The following is a 23,867-nucleotide window of genomic DNA, read 5'->3' on the forward strand; positions in this document are numbered from 1 at the left end:
AACTCTATTTTTCCTTACAAAAATGTTCGCTTTCCATAATTATATACTCAAATATATCGGGTCGAGTTGGAAAATCTGGATATTTTGAAGCATGTAAAATTTCATTCATATTCATATGTACCTCTGATTTTGGGTCGCAAGAATTTAAAGTATAATCATAAATAAATTCCCAGAAACCATTTCCTTTAAAGGTAAACTCTTTTTCAGATATAAAATCTGGAATTTCATTTATTCTACTATCCATATTCACGATGTCATTTGCATCTGTGTTTTTCAATAAATAAGGAATTAGATCCATAAATAAGGAATTAGCAGACAGTTTCTTGCGGATCTTATCAATGCCATGTTTAGGATAGTGGTGTGTTGTTTTATCTCTTAATCCATTAAACTCCTCGTAAAAATTTACGGAATCTAACTTTTTTAAATCTTCGTAATTTTTAACTAAGAGATAAGATCGGATTAAATGTCCTGTTGTTTCATCAATATAATAGCCTGAATCTTTAACAACATTGTAATAAAGTGTATTACCCTTTATAAAAGATGTATCCCTTACTTTTAACCCAAATTCATTAAGTGATTTTTGAAACTTAAGTTGAATTTGTTCACTGTTTTTTGTGTTGATTTTCTCTTGAGCATCACAAGAGAAAATCAATATAAAAATTCCTAATACAACGGATAATTTGTCCATAATTTCTATCTATTGGTTTTTTCTTATGTAATCCCCATATTTAAGAGTATCCCCTTTCTTAGCATTATAATTAGCTTCTGCTCGCCTTAAAGAATCTTTTTTTGTTGTAAATGCTGAATAGGTATCAGACCATCTAGGTGCTGGACCTGTTTGAGGCCAAGAATAGCCAATATTCCAACCTACATCATCAATAGTATTATAAATCCCATAAATAACCGTTCCTTCATCATCTTTACCAATAAATGTAGCTGTCTCCCAAAAACTCATACCTCCAGAATGGGAATAAATCTCAGTTGCAGTATTTAATATATCGACTAAATTGTTTGTTTGCAGCTTCTGAGCAACACTCGGGTTAATTTTTATAGTAACATCGCCTCCTGCTAAATCTCCAAGACCCCATCCGCCTGACCATTCACTCGTCACACCTCTTTCCCAATAACCTGAGCCTTCTTTAACACCACCTTCTAATTTGGTCCATTGATATACAAATGGTCCAATGCTCTTCCATTTCCCTCTAAACTTTGTTTCTTGAGGCATAAATTTAGCCGCTTCAGGTGTGTTTTTATCCTCTTCTGGGTTTGTTTCTTTGACTAAATGAATATTTAATTTTTCATCTTTATTAATATTTGCATCCCAGAACCCTTTATCGCCTCTATCGCTATAATTTTTGACATTACCATTTTTATTAATATAAGTATCTTTGTTCCAGTTTACTATATCTTCCCAAGATACTTCCATATATCCATTTTCTTTAGCCCAGTTATTTATGCTTTGAGCCATTTGGGTTGGACCTTCATTTTTTTGTACGTTATATTTCCCTGTTGGGTTTCCATCATTATCAACAACAACTTCTAACCCTTCTAATTCATAACCATCAATAACTCTATTTTCACTAAAAGCGTAAGGTGAATTATATGAATATTGCCAATCTAACGGGTCAACAGCAAAGAACCTACCCACTCTAGAATCATGCATCCTATACTTATAATTTATAGAATTCCCTTCTCCTTTTATTTCATCATCTTTCTCCTGGCCCTGGAAGCCGTAACGATAGCCATCCACGGCGCTATGGCGTTTTGGCAGGAGCATTCCAAAGGGATAGTAATCATTAAAGGCAAGAACGTCGGGTACAAAGGTACCATATAAATCGATTTGATTTGAGGATTCGGCAACTTCACTAACATCCGCGATCATTAAATTATCAATGGTAAAGGTTCCCGCACCATAAAAATTACTATAGACATAGACCTTAATGGTATATTCTCCCGATTGCTCAGCCGTAAAGGTGGTACCTACCGTTTGGGATGCATTTACAAGGGTCTCGTAAATAACCTGCCCTTCGGGATTGCTGAGCTCTACCTTTAGAATGGCCGTAAAATCATCCTTGTTTATATTAAACTGTAACGTATAAGTGCTTCCACCACTAAGTTCATATATACCCATGGCGCCTGTTTCTTTATCATAACAGGTAACATCTATACTGTAATCGTTATTAAAATTTAAACTGGCTTTACCCAATTCTTTCCAAAACTCTCTTATCCTTTCATCTGTGCCGTACCACTCGCGTCCTACATTTTGCGCTGGTAACTTACGGTCAGAAATAACAGAGAGCACATTGCTGAGGTGGTTACTCAGCTCAAAGCGTTTATCACCAACCAATCGTGCATAAGACCCCCAACTGATCATTCCGGGGACTAAAGGATCATTATCTTTAGAATCCAAGAAGTCTGGGTGTCCATCACTGTCGGTATCATCATTCTCAGGTAGGCCATCCCCATTATCATCTTCTTCAGCAGTAATATAGCCATCGTTATCATCGTCTATATCCAAATGGTTTGGACTACCATCGCCGTCAGTATCTAATAGATAGACGTTCTGTCCGTCATTAGGATTAGCATCAAAGGTATTTTCAAAAGCGGTCGGCACATTGTCGTTATCATCATCCGTATCAAGGTAATTTGGTGCACCATCATTATCAAAATCGTCATTGTTAAGATACTCATCGGCCGTAAGAACCGTGTCGTTATCGTCATCATTATCAAGATAGTTTGGTAGACCATCATTATCCCAATCGTCCGAGTTAGGATCGCCGTCATTATCCAAATCTTCATTAGCCGTATCAATACCATCACCATCGTCATCAGGATCTAAATAGTTAGGGATGCCATCCATATCCGTATCTACAGTAATGACTGCATTGCCTGTACCTCCGTCCTCGTTAATGGTTAAGATACCGTCATTATCATCATCAGGATCCAGATAGTCTGGTATCCCGTCGTTGTCCGAATCTTGAGCGTCTGAAAAGTCTCCATCCCCGTTCGGGTCCATGAGCTCTGCATCATTCAACACGGTATCGTTGTCGATATCATTATCCTCGCCGCAGGATTCTACCCATTTATTGGCCGATAAATCATCGAGTGTTAAGGTCAACCCATTTGAGACAGGCGAGGCACCGATGACATTAAATTTAAAATCCCTTAAATTGCCATTGATATTATAGGTGAGGTTACACATTTCAAAATTCGCATTCGACACGTACGAATTCGGAATGAGAATAAACTGCGATTGGGAATTCGTTGTCGTAAGACTCAATTCCCCAAGTTGCGATGAATAGGTCATCCCATTATGCACCAAAGTAACATTAAATTGATTGCTTCCTGTCGGAGTTACGGTATAATAAATCTCGTGCTTATCTAAATTCTCTATCACGGCAGATGGGTCATTGAGCTCGTATTTGTTTTCAACAATATCATAACCACCACCCTGAATCGGCGTATGATTTTTTAGGGTTAATACCGGAACGTATTTATAATTATTGTTTCCTGTATCAATCTCCTCAATACTGACTCTTATCACATTATGTACTCCCGAGGCATCCATATCTTGTAGGTGATAGATAATTCGCCTACTAGAAAGGTAATCTTGAATAGTAAGATTGGTATCGAGCGTATAGGATTCCCCACTACTAAAACCAATATCTAAGTTTGGGTCTGAAAAATAAGTAAAGCCATTTGAACCATTAAAGTTGTAGGCGCAATTATCACAATTAACATTTAACTGTATATTCCCAGAATTATCGGCACTGCGTTTTAAGTCTTCGCCACTGTAAGAGACTTCACCTAAATCATATTTTATATAATCTTGAAGCCCAAGTCGACTAGAGCCGTACATATGATGTTCCTTTAACATATATACGCCCGAGCCTTTGGTGCTACCTCCTTTAATACTCTTAGGTGGTGAATCTAAAAGCTGATTGACAGCGAGGGTATTGCCTTGTGCGTCCCTCATGTAATAGGTGGATGTAATATCACCGCCTTCTTTGGATTCTGACAAATCATCTATTTTTGCTAATCGATTGCCCAGACCATCATAAATAAAGTAAATAATTTGCCCATTGTCTTTCTTAATATAGTTTACTTTTCCCGATACGTTCCAGTCAATGGATAAACCTTCCGAAGCATCATGAGTGAGCTGACCTATATCATCATAGGTATAATTCCCGTAAGGTTGATCATCAATATCTACAGCGAACAGGTTGGCATCAGCTGCATCCCGTACTTCTCTCAATCGATTGGTACCATCGTAGTAGCGATAGTATAAGTGGTCCATAGGCGTTCCGAAAGCTGATCTTGTGAGTTCACCAAGATTGCCATTTTTGTCATAGGTATAAGAGGTATTGTAACCCGCCTCCGAAACGGTAAAGCCACCAACAGCATTTTTTTCAATAGCCTCTTGATTAGTACTACGCTTAATGCGATTCAACTGATCATAGGTATAGCTATTCGATAGGCTTCCTAGCTTCTCTTCCTTCAAACCTCTAAGCGAAGTGGTCATCTGTTTTATATTGCCGTTATAAAGGTTTTGCTGTGATGACGATATCACAGAGGATAAATTTTGTAACCTAGCGGCATGATTGGATATATAATCCTTAAAATCATCATTATTGAAATAGTTGAGTGTATAACCCATAGCATCTTTGGCCACCTTATTGTTGGTCCCATAATGACCATCATTACCTATATCGTCTTCGGCATCTAATTTTTCGGAATTGACGCCTTTTAACCAACCTTGTATTGTGTAAGCGTAATCCAAGCCTTGTACTTTTTTGTCTCCGATCTGCGTCCTTGCCAAAGGCCCATGTTTGTAGTATTCATAGGCGGCCTCCTTTTCCCAAATAATACCATCTTTCGAGGTTTGAACGTCTAAAATTCTATTATCCGCGTCATAGGTATAGACATGGATAAATTGATCTTTTTGCCCAGGCTGATAGGTGACCTTATCTACATTACCACTTATTAAGTCGTAGTCGTAGTTCACTTTCTTAATGTTCTGTTCCATCATATTGAGCAGTGGATTGTTGATATAGGTCATAAACTCTTTGACGTTACCATGGATATCGTAACTATAGAACAAACCATTGTTAAAATCCAACTGATCAACGGGATAATTATTGTAATAGAGTACTGCGGTTACTCGGTTTCTATTATTGAAGGCATCGTAATCCTCAAATAAACTGACAGCCTCATTACTAAAGGGGGCGTCGTATTTGGTCACGGTTACTTCTTCTCTGAGTGTTGAAAGGTTATCTGGAAACCCTAATGCATTAACCTCTTCAACTAAGGTTTGCTGGTCAAAGCTATAGACCAATCGCCCCTCATCGTTAATCATATAGACATCAAGAGGTAGTCGAAGCTGTCCCGCTTCGTTGATTCGACCCAAACCGTCGTAGGCGGTATAACTGAAGCGTTCTAAGGCCGTACTCGTATTCACTAGGATAATGTCATTGATTTCATTGTTAAGATCTCTTAACTTCCCTCTAAAGCGTAATGGTGTATCAGGAAGACTTAAACCATGCGTGTGTACGCTAACATTATTGACGAAGAATTCAATAGTATTATTTGCTTTAGACACTTTAAACACATCTCCAGCATTATAGGTGCCTAAAGTAGAGGTGCTAGATGAATTGCCGTTATCATTAATCTCAACCCAGTAGTTGCCCCCAGGGTGTATTAAAAAGTTAAAGCTTAAGTCAGAGGTACTCACCAAATCATAATATGACAGCCCCACTCTAAGCCCCCTACTTTTAGCAATATCCTCATTAAGTGTAAATTGAATATAGCCATCATTATAAATCAGTTCTTGGGACGACGCGTAGGCATTCCATCGGCCATCTATGGTTTTAGTAATGTTGTTGCCACTGACAGAAACGCCCACTTGATCGATAAAATTGGGCGTACTGACCACTTCCTCAAGAAATCCATAAGATGATTTTATTTGTTCCGCATTTTGGGACATAACGATACGTCCTAAGTTGTCATAAGCAAATCTGGTAATTCCGCCATCCGGGGTCTCCTGATAGACCAATTGATTTAAGGAATTGTATCTATAAGTGGTATGAAGTGAATGGGCCGGATTGACATCAGTTTGTGTGGAAGTGCCATTGGAGGCACGTACATCGCTAATAGCAGCCGTATTAGGGGTCTCCATACGCGAAACGCCCTTTGGAGATACGGTACGGGTTAAATTGCCTGCCTGATCGTAATAATAAAGGGTGTATTGATACTCCTTATCGTCATAGGTCAACTCTAAGTTTTCCACCAATTTGTCTAGGGCTGCATTAAGATATTTACTTCTAAAATACTGACGCTGTGTCTCTAAATACTGCTCATAAAGATCATTGGCATAGGTTTCTTGAATGTTATTAATAAACTCATTGCAGTCGTCTGTGGCTTCAACACCTGGTGTATCCACCTGTATCGGAGCCGATGGGCAGACATCCGTTTGTATTAAAAAGACCTCACTAATATATTCTAACCAATTTAAGGGTATAATGTCGTTATCGCTATTGCCATCGTTATTGAGCGGGTCATTTATATTGGCGATTAAATAATCGCGATAGGCATCAATGGCTTCATTTGTATTGGGATGGCCTGCACCTAGATAATGGGTGCCGAATGAGAAAAATGAGATATAATAATCACTATCTATACCTGTGTTCTGTGTATCTAACGGCATTACCGTATTGACATAATAGATGTAATGGTCAATATTGTATTTGTAGCCTAATTGACAGAATATATCCTCGGTAAGCCAATCGTCTTCATTACTACCCACAGGGACTTCATATCCCGGTATAAAGGTGCTATAGCCATTGGCGTCAGTATAACCAACAGTAGTCATAAAGGTGGTCCAGGCTTCAGTACAGGACTTTGGTGGTACCGGTACAGGGATACAGGTGATACAGTTGTCATCCTCTTCAATAGAAATTGTAGATTTTGATTGGACATAGAAATTCCTTTCTTGATTAATATCACACCATAACCTTAAATCAGCGCCACTTGCTCTATTACCGTACCCATGCCTAACTTGTAATTCTTCTGTACTTGAGTTATTATAATTGGCAGTAATTCTGGCTTCTTCCCAAGTAGTCGAGTTATAATCAAATGTTTCAAAATTTGAGAAACTGGCTGTATTGTTCAAATCACTTACTGTAAAATTAGTACCATCACTTTTTGAAAACCTTGATAGCAAAATATAGTATTCGACACCTGAGGTACTGTAGAAGTAAATTTTAATCGCGCTTAATACATCAAATATATTGACCGTAACATTCCACTTCGTTAAAGAATGATTGATCTCACCAGGGGGAAAAGCTCCTAATTGGTGTATTTCAAAAAATGCCTTTAAAAAATCTGTATATTCTGGATAATTAATTAGGAGTAGATTATCATTGATATAATTCCCTGAATCGTGAACTGCATTAATGAGGTTTAACATGTCCGTATGGAAAGCAATGTCATAGGTGCCATTGATACAATAGTTGTCAATATCAAATTCATCGCAGGCATCATCTATACCATCACCATCAGCATCCCCAATATTAAAGTCATTTGGACAACTATCGCATAAATCAAAAATACCGTCACCATCGGTATCTGTATCACCACAAAGACTCGAGCCTGAGGAAGAACATGGAAGTGTTGAACGAAAATAGTCAAAGAATAATTCTTGACCCGAGGTATTGATAGCGTTAATTATTCCGTAACCATCTATATTATTACTTGCAGCCTCGATCGAAGTAAAACTTGCTATATTAGGTAAGGGCGTCTGCAATAAGATGTTCATAAACAGATTACCGTTTAAGGTAATTTGGTAATTTACTGGACTTATAGCACTACTTTTTCTCCAAATGAAGAGATCACCAGACGTAATGTTGAAATACTCATCGACATTGGTATTGAAAAAATCGGAATTGGTCAAGATATTATATCCAGCAGTATTTTCTAATTCACCTTGCGCTAATACATAATTAAACAACTCTGTAAGCGTCGAAAAGCATAGATCTGTATTATTGGGATTAGATATCGGATCACAGCAATTAAAATCAATAACCTTTATATTTTCTATACTAATCGGAGGACCTGCTGAGAATACGCTATTAATCGTATGGGTTATACCATTAATCTCTTCATAGGTGATACTAAGGTCATTATAACCATCTTCATAATTGGGTTCTATACTGAGATCAATAATCTGTTCAAAGCTATAGCTAGAATCGACCTGCAAGTCTAATCCTATTATAGTGCTTCCATTGAGCTTAATATAACATATTGTATTCGTTGGTGCATACTCATAAGTCACTGTAGTCTGTAGATTTGGGTCTTGAAAAAATTCTGGCAAAGAACTATTTGTATAAGAGTTATATGTATTTAACACAACGGGAACAGTACTAAAGAAAGCATTATTGGTATGAAGCTCATTAAATACATTTATTAAACCTTCCTCAAAGCGTTCTTGTTTATCACATTCGTAAGGATTAGGATAGTTAATGCCGATATTAGGATCAAAGAAATCGTAATCGTCATTGTCCGCTTCAGCCGGGTCTGTTCCGCAATTACCAATGTTGGCGCAGGATTCGCCAGAAAAGACCACTTCTACAGGGTTATCGGTATCACCATTTTCCACAACGATAGCTAAAAATTGAAAGGACTGATTGCCATTAGCTAAATGCTCGGCATATATCAAATCCATCGCATCAGTGATATACCATTGCCCTGCACCGCTACCATAGTTCGCCCAGTTAAAGTTAGCATTGGTACTTTGAATGATAATAGGGCAGGTCTCGCCATTTATGTCGTTAAGGTCACTGTCGTTGGCATCTGCAATATTGATGATAAGGTTTGATGCATTTGTTGTTGTAAAGAGTTTAATGCCATCTTGATCTCCCATTTGTGGCTCAATCCCATCAATAATCACTCCTCCTAAAGCCGTATATAAATCAGAGGTTAAATACTGGGCCATATCATAAGGGCTACCAGATGTTGGTAAACTTGTACTGGTTGAGAAGAAGCCCTTCATAAAGATGGTCATATCCAATACACCAGGGCAATTCCCAGTTTCTAACCAGGTGATATAATCCGTATCACTTTCTAAATCCGTGTAATAGGCTTCATCCTCACCGTCATCCTCTGAGATGACATCATAGGGTAGGAACCGTCTCTTCTTATCATCATAGGCGTTGGCGATGCTATTGTCGTTTTCGCAAACGCCACTGGCACTAGAAAAATTGTTAACATTGGCTAGAGTAGAAAATACATTGACCAAAGGCTGCGGATAGGTGTCAACAACATTGACTGGGTTGCTATTTAAATCTTCGATACAACCGTTGTAAAACCCATTTTGCTTCGCATAAATATTAGATAATAAAAACTGAATCTTATCCTTGGTACTGAGATAAATGGACCTGTAGTTGATCCAAAAACTTTGGCGTTGACTTGGACTTAAATCGTCATAGGCATCGCTAAGTTCATAACCCAAGGGGATGGCACATTCAAATAGCGAATCATCCCCACAGGCCACCATACGATAGGCCATTTCCCACATCGGGATTTGATAGCCATCTATATTATATTTTAAGGCATAATCCATTAAGGCATTTCTGGCATCAAATTCACCAAGAATAGTATAGCTTACCGTTTCACCAGGGGTCTGTGCCGAAAAGGTCTCTATAGTAATGGTTTGGGAAGTGTAAGTATTGTCGAGTTTTGAGTTACCGTTTAAAATGGAATTGATATTGGCCGTATAGGTATTTGAAAAGTAGGGGTCGTACGCCATCAACAATGTTGGATCTTGAAAAATAGCTTCCAAAGCTACCGAAAACGGAATTTCATCTCCTGTAGGAGGTGATAAAGTAAGCTTCTTTAAAAACTCGTCATAAGCGGAGGAACTCAGTAAATTAGATTCTACATTTAAATCCGTGGATACCGTAAAGGGGGTACCACAAATCGCTTCGAAAAAGCGGATATAACCTACTTCTGGGTGATAGTACAACAAGGCTTCTGCCCAAGAATTTTGCCAGTTGCTAATAAAATCGGCCTCGTACTTAAGGTGTTCTGGACGTACCTCGACAAAGCCATCTTGATTTAAAATTGGCGTCCCGTCGGGATTTAAGTAATTGGGAATTTCCGCTTCGAGAATGGCCGGGGAAAACACTATATTAAGATCTATGTCCATTTCATAATTACCATTATCATCGGTTTGTGGAGTTACTTCCACATAGGCCTCGTTACCCTGTTCATCACGGTATCTATTATTGGTTGACGAGAAAATTACAGGGCCATTATCGATATCAATAGGATGTCGCCATAAGGGCAATTCGGTCCCCGCGGGTAAATTTCTAGCATGGATTAAATAGGAGTTATTGAGGTTGCTGGGGTTCGATCCCTCATAGAAGATACTAAAGCGGTCTTCAACAACGTTATCGGCATCATCCAAAACATCCTCAATGGCATACTGCTCGCCTGGTCTAAAGTCTTGGAGCAAGCGTAATTTTGCCAAGCTACAATTGGTCGTAAAGCTATAAGTCCCTGCAGGCTCGGGTTCCTCAAAACCCTGAATGTCGTTACAGGTACTTAATTTAGCTTCATAAATGGCCTCATAAGCTATGGTATAAGAATCAATCTGTGTCTGTGTGAGTACCGGTAAATTGGCTTGGGATAGTTGTTGTTCAATCGCCGCAATTTCGGCTGCTGCATAAACAGCCTTAGCTTGATCGATATCGGCCTGAGTAGGGTCAACAGGATCGCTTAAATAAGCATAGATGGCGTTACAATCTTCGGCTGTGGTGACACAGTCCTCATCAATAATATTGATGGTAAAATAGTCCAATGGCAATATACAATCGCTCTCCATATAATCCGCTAAGTATTGATTATAGGCTGCTTCATTAATTAGGATTTCTTTATTGATGGTATAATTGCCCACGGAAAGTGCGCCAGCTGCCGTTTCAAAACTAATTTCAAACTCTGAAATATCGGTCGCATTTGCTATAGATGGCGTGCCTATAATCTGGTTAATCAAGGACACATTCTCACCACCTGTATTCACCAGATTACCACATTCATCGGTAAGGCTTAAAGAGAGGTCATAGACAAAGGGATAGTTTTTCCCGCAGACCAATAGCGTATCCAAAGAAGCCTTATAAAGCACCTTAAGTCGTTCGTTTTGGTTGGTAACAAATTGATTACCGGTATACACCAGTCCATTATCAATAGCTCCAAAGGCTCCCGTGGAGATCCTGTAGTTTTTATCGCTTGGGGTATCGGGACTTGTAGCAAAAGGTTTATCTAACAAGTCCAAATTAAATTGAGCGTGATTACCACTATCGTGTTCTGGCAGTGCATTTAAATTAGCTGGTGTGTTTCCTGATAAGGCGGTCGCAATGGTTCTTCCCTGTGGATCAATATAACTGATACTAATTTGCGAATTGGGGTCTATGATCGTATTTTTCTTGTAGAATCTACTTAGTCCCACACTGTAACCAAACAAGCGATCGAGTTCATATTGTTTGGCCGAGCCATAGTAATATTTCATCTCATGGCCACTACCCAATTGGTGCGCTAAGCCGACTCCAGATTTGCGTTTTATACGACCCGTATTGTCATCCGTATACTGAATCTGGGAAAAGGGGTACTTCTGTGCATCGGGAATAAAATAATCCTTAGGCGTTGTTTTAAGTGCTGTATTTTGCGAATAGTAAAGGCTCGCCCCACTGGTACTGATCATTCCCGAGGTCGTAATGCTCTCATCACAGTTGAGTGCTGTGGGATCTGACCAGTCAAAATCGAAGTGGGTATAAATCTTGTCATTAGTATTTCGATTGAAATTGTTATGGTATTTAAGGGCACTTACAGCTGATGGTGCGGGCAGCACTTCGACTGCTGGACGACCCTGATTATCATAAATCACCTCACCAACAATGGCCGAATTATCCGTATTTATTTTAGTAACCGTTTGGCGATTTCTAAGTGTCCCATCAAAATAACTGATGACTTCTTTTTTCTTTCCTTCTTCGGCATAGGAAGCCTGAAACTGCCAGTTCTTTGAGGCATCGTGTTCTACCGTACGTATGTAATGTGTCCATTGACTAACGACACTCTCATTAGCATTGCCGCTAGTCCAATTGCCTAAAAATAGTTGATCGGCATTGGTGACATCATCCGGTCGAAAACCTACAGCTCTTACCCGATAAATGAGAAAACCATTGTTGTAGATCAGCGGGATGCGGTAAAAAGTGTTAGCGGTACGAATTCTGGTATTATTCAATTCAAAATCTCGTGTGCTCATCGGTACCTGATCTGCCGTGAGTAAAGCGGCTCCATCGCCATAACTATCAACCCATGTCCATTCTAAATCGTAATATTCGGCACCTGTGGTAGACGTCCAATTGATCTGAACCTCATCGGCGTTTTCAAGACTTGTAGCGTATTCCCCATTTGCATTGTAAGCCAAAAAATCATGAGTAATGGTTGGTAGTACCGTCGTTAATCGCTTATAGCGATTTGAAGAAAAGCGAAGTTTTAAGTACACATTGCCCGGGTTGGTCACACCCATATTTTCCCCATTGGATTTATTGGTGATATTAATTTCTTTTATGGCAATCGATAAACTGTGTGCCCCATTTAATCGTTTTAAATCCAAATCCGTAAAATTACCGACATTGCCATAAGGACTGTATTCAATCTCAAATTTTTCCGCAAAGGGCTGGTTGGGTTGGCCGGAAATCATATCAATCGTGGTGATATCGAGTACGATAGAATACGAAAACCAGATCGACGGATTGATCACAATATCATCTAAAATCCCTATGGAAATCTCAATAGCAGCATCCTCAGACAAGCTGTTTGGGCTAAAAAAATCCGGATCCTCAATTGACAAGGTGTTGCCTATTGTTAATTCGGAAGGCTGCAAAGTTTCAATGTGTTCATAGTCTTGGCTATAACTCGTTGCAGTAATGAGAAAGCAGATAGCACATGAGAGCAAATGAATGTAATACTTCATAATTATTGATTTAGATGGCTATTGTACGATGATCTTATAATTCTTTGTGTAATTGCTTGAAGTCAAGGTATTATCCTTGATGTCTAAATATCGGCTCAGTTCGAACTTCTGAGTGATGTCCTTAGGGGATGTCGTAAAACTCTTGGTAACAATCTCGAGCCTTTCATTGCCGGTAATGGCCGCATAACCCACATTTTTAGAGGAAGCCCTGTTTAAAAAATAAACCTGTTTTAAAATCTTGTAATCCCCCTTTTCTATGTGTAGTATGATCTTTCGATAAGGAATGGAAATGGAGGTATTATCGGTCATTAGGCATTCCCAATAGGTGCCTTTATCCTTAATGGTCTTTGTAGAGAAGTTCCGTTCTAAGTCCATATAGGGCAATTGACTTGAGGGAGACTGTGACCCATAAGATTTTGAATACAATAGTATTTGTTCCGAATGACTGATCTTGAGGCTAAACGCTTCAGTTTGTATAAGTTCGGATTGAGCCATTTTAAAATATAGTGCGTTTTGACGCTTTATAAAAATGGACTTTTGCTGATCGATGAGAGAATCTGAATCACTGTCGGCATATAAGTTATAGTCGGCATCAATCTGATACACCTCAGAAGTTATGTATTTGTCGGTCGCTGCTTTTAAGATGGTATCAAAATCCTGAGCTTTAGCCGAAGCTATCACCAAACAAAAGGTGATTACCGTATAAATTGAATAGTTCATTCGTTTAGTTTGAGATTGTAGTTCCACTTCTGGTTTCTTGGATAGTCATGACCCCGCGTTCGGTTTCTTTCTTTACACGCACCAGTCCACCTTCTTGATCATACTCGTAGTAGGTGGCATAATTATTCTCGTCGAGCTCCGCCATTAACCTATAATTTTGATTATCGTAAACGAAAGACTTCATGTTTCCATGGTAAGGATGTACCCGAACATCATCAAAAAAAGATTTTACATTGCTATCCGGATTATTATTGATTAAATCAATACTAATATCTACGGCCCCACTTGGCACGACAAACTCACCGACAATACGCTGCCAGCCTTCAATAATTTTACCAGTCGTACCGAATACTTGAGCTGAGCCAATTGGATTATCACTTTGATCATAAAAGTTGACTGCTACTTTTGGATATGTATAACTAATAGGCTGTGTTTCCAAGAGTTCTTCTGGAGTATTAGGGGTAAAGTTTGTTATTTCTTCTCTAACCCAAGTACTTAATACATATTTACGATTTCCAATAGGAGAAAAAGAACTGCATTCGCAAGCTTGAGGTTCGGTTACAGTACCGCAATCAGGACCTTGTATGGATATCCCATCTATAACCATATACATATGACTGTATCCTGTATTTAGTGTCGAAGAGCCCAAGGCAGGTACAAAAGATAATTCTTGGGTTGGGTTGTTAGCAACAAATGATAAATTCACTTGTGTCCATTGCGGAATATCCTCAATGAATCTGTCGGGGCTGAACTGCGTTTGACTTCCAAAGGTCACTTTCCACCTTAGACTTGTTGGGATTTCTTGAGTTTTATTTGTTGCAGGAGCTTGATAAAAAGTAATGGTATAGTTTTCACCAACCGTTAAATTTGTAATGGTGGCAAAAAAAGACTCTTGGGAATTGGCAGTCCATATAGCACCCGCGTAAACACCACCATCGGGAGATAAATTTAGGTTTGAGTTTAAAAACGAGCCAAATGGACTAGAAGGTGAATTAGCCCAAGTATCTGCACTACCGAAGCCATTTTGCCAGCCTCCACAAGTGACATTATGATTAAAATCAGTTGTTCCTGCGACATTTAGGCAACTCTCAAAAGTACCATCAATGCCTTGTGGTAAACATCCTTGTGCTATTCCGATTTGAAAACATAAAAATGACATTGATAGTATGAGTAGGAGTTTTGATTTATTTTTCATGTTGAAGACGTTTTTCTTTAATACTTTATAAATTTTAACACTACTGTGAACATCGCGTTAGATTTAACGTTGCAGTATCACAATCCCCATTACTATCGCATATTTGATAGACAATGACCATCGTTGGAGGATAACATTGCGATGGTGAATTTGGAAGATCGATCATATCATCTGTTACATCATTCGGTGTATTGTTATCAAATACTGTCGCTATCAAACAGCTAGGTGATGTAGACAAGATTTCGATGCCAACGGTACCGGGCCCATCATCACCGAAACTATCATTCAACAATACTGGAAAGGGTGCATTGGTAGAACACATGTGATACGTATCATTTTGTGCGTTAGGAAGACTTAAATCACATTCCACGATTCTACTCTTTAAACGGACTTTACTATTGGACTCAACTACGACACTATAATTACCGGAATGCGCGAATTGGTCTGAAATATTCAAATTCTCAACACCTTTAAAACTGAAGTGATCCTTATCACAGTCGTCTTGATTATAAGTTTCGAAGCCGTCAAATCCAATTTCGCGATAGGCGCTATTTGAGGCAACAGCGATTGGAAAGTTATAGCTATAGCCATATTGTGCAGAAGAATAACGATCTAAGGCATCTTTATTTTCGAGTTCTGCACCGTAAGGACTATATAAAGTCACTTCAGAAGCGGATGTCCAATTATTGGTGTCTATAGTCCAATTGCCTACATTATCTATCTTATAGAAAGCACTAAAGTCCTTAAAGAACCCTGAGTTTCTTGGGTTAAAATCCTGATCACTGTTGTAACGGCCTGTTAAATAGGCATAGGACTCTTTAGCACGCCATTCCCCTTTCATATTATACAGATAGGGATTAAAGGCATCGTCACCCTCATGCCTTATAAGCAGTGTTCCATCCTCATCGAATCTTATTTCGGGTATGTCACAATCACAAGCTAAGGGCCAATCGTCGCTGTATTTTACGGCAGAAGCATTAACGATGCGTTTCTCGTCCCAATTAGCCGCTTCAAAAGTGGTATTGGTAATAGGATCATATTGACCATCAATATCAAAATTATTACCCAAATCAATGGGGTTTTGCATTAGGGTAATACTCGCCATATTAGCGCTTTGTAAGTTTTTGTACCCCGAGCGAATGACTTTTAACTTGGTAGCAAAGTCAATATATAGCCCTGATCTATTAATGATAGAAAAATTGGCTCCGGATAGATTGGTGACCCAACCGATGTCCTGATCATCGACCAATAGTACATCACCATTGGATAAGTAATTACCGATATCCGTCTCACCACTAAGCTCGTATTGGTGATCGGGGATGTAGTCAATATTTAGCTCTAGCCCTATATTCCTGGAAGCTGCTCCCATTTGCACATAATTCCAATAGGCCGGGTAGTTGAAATTATAGTATGTATCTTCGTATTCGTTATCGGTTTGGGTTAAAATAACCTGACCGGATTGTGCATCCCAGGCCACATTTTTCGTGGTGACTTCAGCACCCAAATCGAAAGCTTTCTTTTCGATTAATATGCCCGTTTTATGCACCACCTTTGTAGTGGTTGCCATTCTTAAATCTGTATCATGAAAGGCCAACTGCGGGGTAGCAGACCCAATAGAGAATGGAATACCAAAGGCCGGAGATGGCAATACGGCGATATTAACATCACCTCCATAGGTTTCCATAGCGCTTTTAGAACGACGGAAGTCGTTGATGACATTATAGTCTAATCCCAAAGTCTTGGTTGTTACCGATCCGTTCTCATTGATTACGGGCAATTCATTGTAAAGCTTACCATCTTCGTCTACATTGTAATGGTACTCCACTTTCGAAATAGGTGAATTATCACCAATGGCCGACTCTTGAAAGACCATTTGATTTTTCGGTTTGCCATCCATGTCATTTGTAACAACACTAAATCCTTGGGACATAGAAATACGCTTTTTGGTGACAAAATTGAGTCCAAACATAGAGGCTATGATCGATACACCACCTTCGGGATAATCTTCAACATGGGTTTGCCCCAAAGGCGTGTGCTCTGCAATTGTAGGGAAATCTGCAGAGGTATAAAATTCGTTGACCACTCTACCCGTACCATTATTGCCTACTTCTAAAACCGTTTGCCCATTATTGTAGGTCCCGCGATTAAGATTGGCAACTGTTACCCGACCATACGTAACTTTAGGAGATGGGAAAAACGAGGTTCCAAAAGGTTTTTCAGTAAAGTTTTGTTCTTGAGGTGCCAACAATCGATCATTATCCACATCGTCATAAAAGGGTTCTACAAATGGATTTTCCTTACTGCCAAAAGGCTCAAAAGTTGCTACGCCGCTGGTTAAACCATCGGTACCCAAATAATTGTACTCTTGCCCATAGGACATACGATACAGATCGTTATTGGCATTCCCTGTCATTTGGTCCCACTCATCAAACATTTCAATTCGCGACACACGAATGCCTCCACCAATTTTAGACTGATTAGGGTTCTGGAGTCGCACCCAAGACTTGGTAGTACTAAATCTTTGGGCTACACCTTTATCTTTTAGTTCATTATGAGGGCCATTAAATAAAGCGAACATGCCACCAATTTGTCCAACAATAGTTTCGGCAATATCCAATACATTAAAATTACTGACTTCGGCCTGCCCATAGACGATTCTATTGAGATGCTGTCTTCCGTAATACCATCCCGCTTTGCTAAATGGGCTTTCGCCATTATCATCGTAGCTACTCCGGTTTTTATGGACCAATCTTACCGGAATGGCGGCGTATACTGATGTTGAACCGCCATCATTGTGCGTAAATATACCGATAGGTCGCTCTGCAAAATCCATGTTTTGCCCATGGTCTAATTTGAAATAACCTGATACAAAATCATAGGCGTAGCTCTTATTTCGCACCATATTTAGCATGAATTTAAAGAATATGGGTTGATCTACTAAATCTGATAAATAGGAGTTGATAAACGCAGTTTCAGTCAATACATCTGAAGGATTTTCATTGGGAAGTTCTACATAGATATAGCGTTTAGCTCCAGACGAATCATACAATAAATTGCTACTGGAGTTGGCAAGACCAGCTACGGTATTGGTAGTCCCTACGCCCCGCACTTTAAACATCTCTAGGGCACGTTTGTTTTGTACGCTCTTGTAATCGTCCGCTTCATAAGTCATTTGAAGCTTTCCGCCAGAGGGCAAATCAATGGAGGTCATAGTCCAAGCTGATGCATTAGCGTCTTCAATTGTTCTATCCTTTTGATCGACATATGGAAATTCTGCTGTGGTGGGATCATTACCTTGATTTAGTCCCATCCCGGCCATTTCCGGGTTTTTGTAGTTGCCCCACATATTGTAGCCCTTAATATGATAGTTAGGGTTTAAGCCTTTATAATTGAATGTGTAAGGCGTGTATTTCCCCATATTAGAACCTCTGTAGGTAAAATAAACGTTTTTTAGCGTTAGCTTTCCACCCTGATCTGCAGACTCATTATCATCTAATTGTGTACTGTCCGCATTGTTTGGAACTCCTACACATAAGGAATAATCATATTCAAAATGAGCAATTTTTATAGCTTCTCTGGCTTTGGTAGCGTCGCTTAGGTTTTCAAAAGCGGTACCACTAGTAAGATTCTTATATACTGGTTTACTGTACAGATAAATTTTGTCTAGTTGATACATTTTAGAGGTTTGGGATAGTCCTCCGTTTTCGTCTGTAACCCCATAACCGTCATTTCTTTCATTCAATTCGAAAATCGCAATATGTGTTTTGGTTTCAATTTTATCGACATAAAACAGCTCCTTTTCTCCATAGACATAATTCCCCATATCATCTTGCTGTAGTGAATTAAAGCCCTTGTTCGAGGTTGCCATATTAGATTCAAAAGGCACCCGCCAACGGTATGGAGTCGATGCCGTGTTATGATCGATATAGTGAATTTTAGTATAGGCTCCTAAATCATCATCCGTAGGGCCATCACCCGTTAAATCCTCATAATCTGAGGATAATACTTCCGATAACAAATAGGTATGAACATAAGCTGGAGTTTCTACACGATTAAAATAGTTATCTCTTCCACGGTTATTGTTGGGGGTATTATCTCCCGAATTATATTGTACTAATTCTTCACTTGATGAAGAACTGCCATGGCCTGCTCCAGTAACATTAAATGTGGCTTCCACTTTTTTGGTATTATAAGCGGGTTGCCCAAAAACGTAAGTACTGCCATCAGGTTGTGTGATTTTTGTAACCACATTATGATGTTCCTTTGATAAAGCGTTGATCTGCGGAGGGTTCTCATAGTTGGCAAACAGACTACTAGCTTCCTTTTTTGTGAACGGTTGAATAGCCTGATTTCTGAGCATGCGTTTATCTCTTTTCACCGTTCCGTTTACAAAATTAGTCGCCGTGGTCATCAACGCATCAGACCCTCTTAAATATCTATTAGGTACGGTTTCTTTTTCAAAATTACTTCCAGTAAGTTCTAATTTGATAGGTGCTTCACCTCCAAGCTGATTGGTAAAAAGGCTAGCATTGGGGTCAATATTGAGTTCGCCTATGGCTTTATAAAACACTTTTTCATATGCTTTGTTGTCACTGCTGGTATTTTCGATAAAATTAGCTCTTGCAAAATTATTATTGGCCCAAAGTCCCGTATAAGACTCCGAAGGCGCAGATCTATATTCCACACCGACGTGAACATAGGCACCGCCACCAACTTCGATACCCAAATGCCGATCCTTACTAATATCTTTCACATACTTATCATAGACATAACCCACTTGCGATCTATAAGGTTGATACATCCCTGAAATCCCCTGTCCATTTATGGAATACAGGTCATAAGTATAGTTGGTTACTGGTAGTACATTGACATTTTTGGTAATTAAGCGATCATTTTCGCGGTTAATATCTAGAATATCGTTCTTGGAGGCATTTTCGGTAAAATTAAAACCATAGGCATTTTCGGTTTTGTCTTTTTCTTCTTCCGCTAATGATTGTTCAGAAGCATACACATAAATCTCACCCTGACCTTCAATGCCAAACACTTCAAACCCTAGTGCCCCGTTGGCCGCCGAATTTACATTTACCAATTGATTGCGTTTTTTTGGCGTATAGGAGGTGGGTACAAATGATTTGGTTCCATTGCCCAATGCCCCATAATTACCTTTGATCTTCTTCTTATCTGAAGATCGTTCAAAAGAAGTATTCAGTGATGGATTGATACTTAAAGAGGTTAAGCCTTGTCGTGAATTAAATGTTGTCCCAACAGAAGTGCCTGCAGAGAAAGAAAATTTATCGTCTCCAAACGAATTGGTGTTTAAACTTAAGTTTGGTGAAATGGATACGCCTTGTGTGCTCGAATTGGTCATTTGCGCTCCAATAGTGACATTGTCAGAGAGTTTAAAGCTTACCCCACTCGTAGCAGAGTAGGACCACCCTGTATAATTATTATAATCCACACCAAGTCCAAGAGCGACATCAACATTACCAGTGTCCCCAGGATTAGCAGTCGCTGTTCCATTAATTTCAACAGGAATATCTACTCCAATTACGGCAGGGTGAAATGTAACCGTCGCTCCAACCGTTTTGTTGTCCTTTAAATTATTTTGATAGGTCATTTCATCACCATTAAAATCGTCCGGTAAGCCCCTGACTTGACGGTTGATCTGACCCACATTCAAATTCCAGCCTAGTCCTACCCATGAAGCTTCCTGATCCATCGTAATTCCAGAATCATAAGACAGATTAATGGGATACCCTCCAATATCCATAATAGGAATGTTATAGTTAAAATCCCCAGATGAGAGATTAACCATATCCGATGTCCCGATAGGAGTAAACGAATTGAACTCAGGTTGAGCGGGACCACCAGTGAGTGCAAACAAATTTGAGGGCTGTATGGTCGTCATAATGAGCTGTATCGCAAGATAACTTGCAATGACTTTTGAGAATCTACTGGTTCTAATTGCGTGAATCATCATCTATTAATTATAATTTTAATGGTGTGTCTTTAAAGTTGAATTTAATCATGCCGTTTCCAAACAAATGGTCTTGGTAGAGTAACTGAATATGATCGTCAGGATTAATATTATCGAAGTAAAGCAATGCTCGCTTAAAAGGCGCGACTTTAAAGTTACGCTCAAAATGGGAGCCAGAACAATTAATGGTATCGCCAGAGGAGGTTACCACTTTAAAATCGTTTGTGATTTGAAAGGCCATATACTTGACTGCATCCTCGTATGTTTTGTTGGTATAAGAATCTAACAACAAGTCTTTTTTATCAATATGCTGAAATTCTATCTCAATGATGCGCTCGTCCTTATTAAGCTCATATAAGGAATCGATAGTGGTCAAATCTTCGGCTTGGGTATTTTTAAGGAGATAGTATTGTAGAGGAACTTCGGTAGCTGAATAACTAATGTCATTAATTAATTGTATGATCTTATTGGATTTCCAACCTTGCTGACGAAAGTTATATATTTTAGACTCCGTTTGTGTCTGATTTTTAGGGGAAGAATTACACTGGAAAATTAAGAATGTACAAAAAAATAGCAAAGGATATAAGTAATCCCTCATAGTCGTTACATGAATTAATTGATGGTTATTGTCTGTATAAACTTACAAATTAAATGTTAATAAAAAAAGGAAAATGATTACGGTTTTTCCGCAATACATTTGAAATATTTTCTTACAAAATCAATTATTATACAGAATACTAATAACTGATAATCATTTATTTACATAGAATCGTTGATTTCCGAGAGAAGTTTCATGACGCTAAAAAGGAGGCATACTCTAGATTAGAAGAAAGCTCGTAAGTGCATTTTTTTGGCATATAAAGACTACAAACCTTTATTAGGCTGAGAAATTGAAGTTATTCTAAAGGAGCTTCGGTTTTTTATGGCGTTTTCCAATGCCCTTTATTTTAAAATTATTGTAACTTTATTGAGCCCTTAAACACTAGTAAAAAAGTATATGTTTTGGTCAAATCATGCACTTTTGTGCTTATTTGTAATCCTAGTACGTTCTTTTAAATACTAATATCGTAGCAATTTTGATTACTATCCCTTTGGAATGCTCCTGCCAAAACGCCATAGCGCCGTGGATGGCTATCGTTACGGCTTCCAGGGCCAGGAGAAAGATGATGAAATAAAAGGAGAAGGGAATTCTATAAATTATAAGTATAGGATGCATGATTCTAGAGTGGGTAGGTTCTTTGCTGTTGACCCGTTAGATTGGCAATATTCATATAATTCACCTTACGCTTTTAGTGAAAATAGAGTTATTGATGGTTATGAATTAGAAGGGTTAGAAGTTGTTGTTGATAATGATGGAAACCCAACAGGGAAATATAACGTACAAAAAAATGAAGGTCCAACCCAAATGGCTCAAAGCATAAATAACTGGGCTAAAGAAAATGGATATATGGAAGTATCTTGGGAAGATATAGTAAACTGGAACAAAGATACTTATATTAATAAAAATGGTAATGTCAAAAATTATAGCGATAGAGGCGATAAAGGGTTCTGGGATGCAAATATTAATAAAGATGAAAAATTAAATATTCATTTAGTCAAAGAAACAAACCCAGAAGAGGATAAAAACACACCTGAAGCGGCTAAATTTATGCCTCAAGAAACAAAGTTTAGAGGGAAATGGAAGAGCATTGGACCATTTGTATATCAATGGACCAAATTAGAAGGTGGTGTTAAAGAAGGCTCAGGTTATTGGGAAAGAGGTGTGACGAGTGAATGGTCAGGCGGATGGGGTCTTGGAGATTTAGCAGGAGGCGATGTTACTATAAAAATTAACCCGAGTGTTGCTCAGAAGCTGCAAACAAACAATTTAGTCGATATATTAAATACTGCAACTGAGATTTATTCCCATTCTGGAGGTATGAGTTTTTGGGAGACAGCTACATTTATTGGTAAAGATGATGAAGGAACGGTTATTTATGGGATTTATAATACTATTGATGATGTAGGTTGGAATATTGGCTATTCTTGGCCTCAAACAGGTCCAGCACCTAGATGGTCTGATACCTATTCAGCATTTACAACAAAAAAAGATTCTTTAAGGCGAGCAGAAGCTAATTATAATGCTAAGAAAGGGGATACTCTTAAATATGGGGATTACATAAGAAAAAACCAATAGATAGAAATTATGGACAAATTATCCGTTGTATTAGGAATTTTTATATTGATTTTCTCTTGTGATGCTCAAGAGAAAATCAACACAAAAAACAGTGAACAAATTCAACTTAAGTTTCAAAAATCACTTAATGAATTTGGGTTAAAAGTAAGGGATACATCTTTTATAAAGGGTAATACACTTTATTACAATGTTGTTAAAGATTCAGGCTATTATATTGATGAAACAACAGGACATTTAATCCGATCTTATCTCTTAGTTAAAAATTACGAAGATTTAAAAAAGTTAGATTCCGTAAATTTTTACGAGGAGTTTAATGGATTAAGAGATAAAACAACACACCACTATCCTAAACATGGCATTGATAAGATCCGCAAGAAACTGTCTGCTAATTCCTTATTTATGGATCTAATTCCTTATTTATTGAAAAACACAGATGCAAATGACATCGTGAATATGGATAGTAGAATAAATGAAATTCCAGATTTTATATCTGAAAAAGAGTTTACCTTTAAAGGAAATGGTTTCTGGGAATTTATTTATGATTATACTTTAAATTCTTGCGACCCAAAATCAGAGGTACATATGAATATGAATGAAATTTTACATGCTTCAAAATATCCAGATTTTCCAACTCGACCCGATATATTTGAGTATATAATTATGGAAAGCGAACATTTTTGTAAGGAAAAATAGAGTTTTAGGTTATAACAATTTTGAGAATAAAAGGATTACGTCTTTTTTAAATGCTTGTAAATTTTATTGCATATTATCA

General features: G+C 38.4%; 8 protein-coding genes. 2 read left to right on the forward strand and 6 right to left on the reverse strand.

Annotation, left to right across the window (positions count from 1 at the left end):
* Nucleotides 1-4 precede the first annotated feature (4 nt).
* The 6 genes from ACO052_RS01480 to ACO052_RS01505 are packed head-to-tail and all read right to left on the reverse strand — an operon-like array spanning nt 5 to nt 21,517.
* Nucleotides 5-688 carry a hypothetical protein gene (locus ACO052_RS01480; RefSeq protein ID WP_422106243.1) on the reverse strand — a complete coding sequence of 228 codons (684 nt, stop codon included), beginning with the start codon at nt 686-688 and terminating at the stop codon, nt 5-7.
* Between the two features lie 9 nt (nt 689-697).
* Nucleotides 698-13,027, reverse strand: a complete 12,330-nt coding sequence (locus ACO052_RS01485; protein WP_422106244.1) for a hypothetical protein — start codon at nt 13,025-13,027, stop codon at nt 698-700.
* A gap of 18 nt (nt 13,028-13,045) precedes the next feature.
* Nucleotides 13,046-13,747, reverse strand: a complete 702-nt coding sequence (locus ACO052_RS01490) for a hypothetical protein (protein WP_422106245.1) — start codon at nt 13,745-13,747, stop codon at nt 13,046-13,048.
* Nucleotides 13,748-13,751: 4 nt separating this feature from the next.
* Entirely contained in the window at nt 13,752-14,942 is a 1,191-nt protein-coding gene (locus tag ACO052_RS01495) for a hypothetical protein (RefSeq protein ID WP_422106246.1), read from the reverse strand.
* A 40-nt stretch (nt 14,943-14,982) separates the two neighbouring features.
* Nucleotides 14,983-20,922 carry a hypothetical protein gene (locus ACO052_RS01500; RefSeq protein ID WP_422108101.1) on the reverse strand — a complete coding sequence of 1,980 codons (5,940 nt, stop codon included), beginning with the start codon at nt 20,920-20,922 and terminating at the stop codon, nt 14,983-14,985.
* Between the two features lie 7 nt (nt 20,923-20,929).
* Nucleotides 20,930-21,517, reverse strand: coding sequence for a hypothetical protein (locus ACO052_RS01505; protein ID WP_422106247.1), 588 nt, complete (start codon nt 21,515-21,517; stop codon nt 20,930-20,932).
* Nucleotides 21,518-22,015: 498 nt separating this feature from the next.
* Here ACO052_RS01505 and ACO052_RS01510 point away from each other — a divergent pair, with 498 nt between their 5' ends.
* Entirely contained in the window at nt 22,016-23,095 is a 1,080-nt protein-coding gene (locus ACO052_RS01510; RefSeq protein ID WP_422106248.1) for a hypothetical protein, read from the forward strand.
* Nucleotides 23,096-23,104: 9 nt separating this feature from the next.
* Nucleotides 23,105-23,788 carry a hypothetical protein gene (locus ACO052_RS01515; protein WP_422106243.1) on the forward strand — a complete coding sequence of 228 codons (684 nt, stop codon included), beginning with the start codon at nt 23,105-23,107 and terminating at the stop codon, nt 23,786-23,788.
* The last annotated feature ends 79 nt before the right edge of the window (nt 23,789-23,867 follow it).

The sequence above is a fragment of the Winogradskyella sp. genome, from assembly GCF_965228925.1.
Taxonomy (GTDB): domain Bacteria; phylum Bacteroidota; class Bacteroidia; order Flavobacteriales; family Flavobacteriaceae; genus Winogradskyella.

Excerpts from the sequence above, each read along its gene's own strand:
- ACO052_RS01480 (WP_422106243.1), bottom strand. The coding sequence starts at position 688 with ATGGACAAATTATCCGTTGTATTAGGAATTTTTATATTGATTTTCTCT.
- ACO052_RS01485 (WP_422106244.1), bottom strand. The coding sequence starts at position 13,027 with ATGAAGTATTACATTCATTTGCTCTCATGTGCTATCTGCTTTCTCATT.
- ACO052_RS01490 (WP_422106245.1), bottom strand. The coding sequence starts at position 13,747 with ATGAACTATTCAATTTATACGGTAATCACCTTTTGTTTGGTGATAGCT.
- ACO052_RS01495 (WP_422106246.1), bottom strand. The coding sequence starts at position 14,942 with ATGAAAAATAAATCAAAACTCCTACTCATACTATCAATGTCATTTTTA.
- ACO052_RS01500 (WP_422108101.1), bottom strand. The coding sequence starts at position 20,922 with ATGATGATTCACGCAATTAGAACCAGTAGATTCTCAAAAGTCATTGCA.
- ACO052_RS01505 (WP_422106247.1), bottom strand. The coding sequence starts at position 21,517 with ATGAGGGATTACTTATATCCTTTGCTATTTTTTTGTACATTCTTAATT.
- ACO052_RS01510 (WP_422106248.1), top strand. The coding sequence starts at position 22,016 with ATGCTCCTGCCAAAACGCCATAGCGCCGTGGATGGCTATCGTTACGGC.
- ACO052_RS01515 (WP_422106243.1), top strand. The coding sequence starts at position 23,105 with ATGGACAAATTATCCGTTGTATTAGGAATTTTTATATTGATTTTCTCT.